Here is a 1,250-nt window from a genome sequence, read left to right on the forward strand (position 1 = left end):
AACCAAGAGTGTAAGGAACTTTTGTAAAAAACTATTATTTTTATTTTCTGTATTTATAAATCTATCAGAAAATGCAAATCAGAACAGAAGTAAAAGAAATATTAAATTATATTTCAGAAGATCAACTTGATTTTTTTGCTCAGCAAACTATGGTTGACTGGAATGCTAAAAAACTAAAAGGCAAGGAATTATTTAAACTTTGTGTTTTTGGAGTCTTAAATGAAAATAGAGCCAGCTCTAGAGTATTTGAGAATTTTTATGAGAATCATTTTTTTTGTAAATATGCTCAAATTCCCAAAGATAAAAGTGTAAGTCACAGCAGTATTGCAGAGAGAATAGGAAAAATAAACGTTGAGTATTTCGAAAAACTTTATCAGCACACCGTTACTGTTTTTCAGGATAAACTCAATGATAAAGATAAGATCAAATTAAGTTTGTATGATTCCACAATTACAAGCTTATCTGCTTCTTTGTTAAGTTTCGGGATGCGAAATGGGCAGAAAAACAAAAAAGGAGAACAGGGCAAAAATAGTATAAAATTTACAATTGGTTTTAATGAATTGCCCTTTAATGTAAAGTTTCACAAGGATCAAAAAATGATTAGTGAAGATTTGGCTTTGGGCAATATTCTAGAAGAGCACATAGCCAACAAAAAAGATATTGCCGTTTTTGATCGTGGAATGAAGAATAGAAAAACAATGGTTGATCTCTCTACTGATGATAAATATTTTGTAACCCGAATTTATAAATCATCTAAATATGAAGTAGAGAAAGGCAGTAAGGTCACTCCATTGGATTTTGAAAATGATATTCTTAAATTAACAAAACATAGCAGGGTTTATCTTTACTCGAATCAAAAAAAGACTAAAATAGTTTTTAGATTAGTGGAAGGGATATTAAAATCTGATGGAGAGAAGATCTTGTTTTTAAGCAATTTGCCAGAAGAAGAATTTACGGCAGATCAAATAGCAGAAATTTATAAAAAGCGTTGGGACATTGAGCGTTTCTTTAGATTTATAAAGCAAGAAATGAATTTTAAGCACTATTTTTCAAGACAGTGGAATGGAATTCAGGTAATGATATATATTATTTTAATTGCATCAATCTTGCTCTTGAGTTATATAAAACTAAATGAATTAAAAGGATATAAGATCCCCAAAATTTCATTTTGTAATCAATTACAAAATGAAATCATTCAACAAATAGTAATACATTGTGGTGGGGATCCTGCTAAAATAGAGACATTCAAT

The 1,250-nt window shown here is 29.1% G+C and carries 1 protein-coding gene; it reads left to right on the forward strand.

Features of this window, described 5'->3' with window-relative positions; all coding sequences use genetic code 11:
* Positions 1-71: 71 nt before the first annotated feature.
* On the forward strand, positions 72-1,250 hold a 1,179-nt coding region (locus NJT12_RS24790), incomplete at its 3' end, for an IS4 family transposase (protein WP_271338786.1).

Origin of the sequence: Flavobacterium azizsancarii, assembly GCF_027980145.1 — a bacterium.
Classification (GTDB): Bacteria; Bacteroidota; Bacteroidia; order Flavobacteriales; family Flavobacteriaceae; genus Flavobacterium; species Flavobacterium azizsancarii.